This window comes from Paraburkholderia sp. NMBU_R16, assembly GCF_013282575.1.
GTDB lineage: Bacteria > Pseudomonadota > Gammaproteobacteria > Burkholderiales > Burkholderiaceae > Trinickia.
Genome location: NZ_JAAAYE010000408.1, coordinates 1 through 253, shown reverse-complemented (window position 1 = coordinate 253; position 253 = coordinate 1). Strand labels below are relative to the sequence as shown.

Annotated in this window: 1 pseudogene; it reads left to right on the top strand. The window is 67.6% G+C overall.

Annotated features, from left to right (window positions below):
- Window positions 1–128 (top strand): annotated as a pseudogene (locus GWC77_RS28670) (IS66 family transposase zinc-finger binding domain-containing protein); the annotation flags it as partial.
- Window positions 129–253 lie beyond the last annotated feature (125 nt).

Sequence of the window (253 nt, the reverse complement as noted above, 5' to 3'; positions counted from 1 at the left end):
AGTACGTACCGGCTAGCTTCCGCGTGATCCGTCATGTGCGGCCCAAATTCGCCTGCGCGTGCTGCGATCACATCGCACAGGCAGCAGCGCCGAGTCGTCCCATCGAGCGCGGCCTCGCGGGCCCTGGTGCCGCGCGTCAAACAAGATGAGAGCAGCGCGTCAATCAGGATGAGAGTACTGGCGTGGCGGCAGCGGTGAAGGGCGTAGCCCGGAACCGCTGCCGCCACGCCGCGCCGAGCAGTCCCCCGTCATC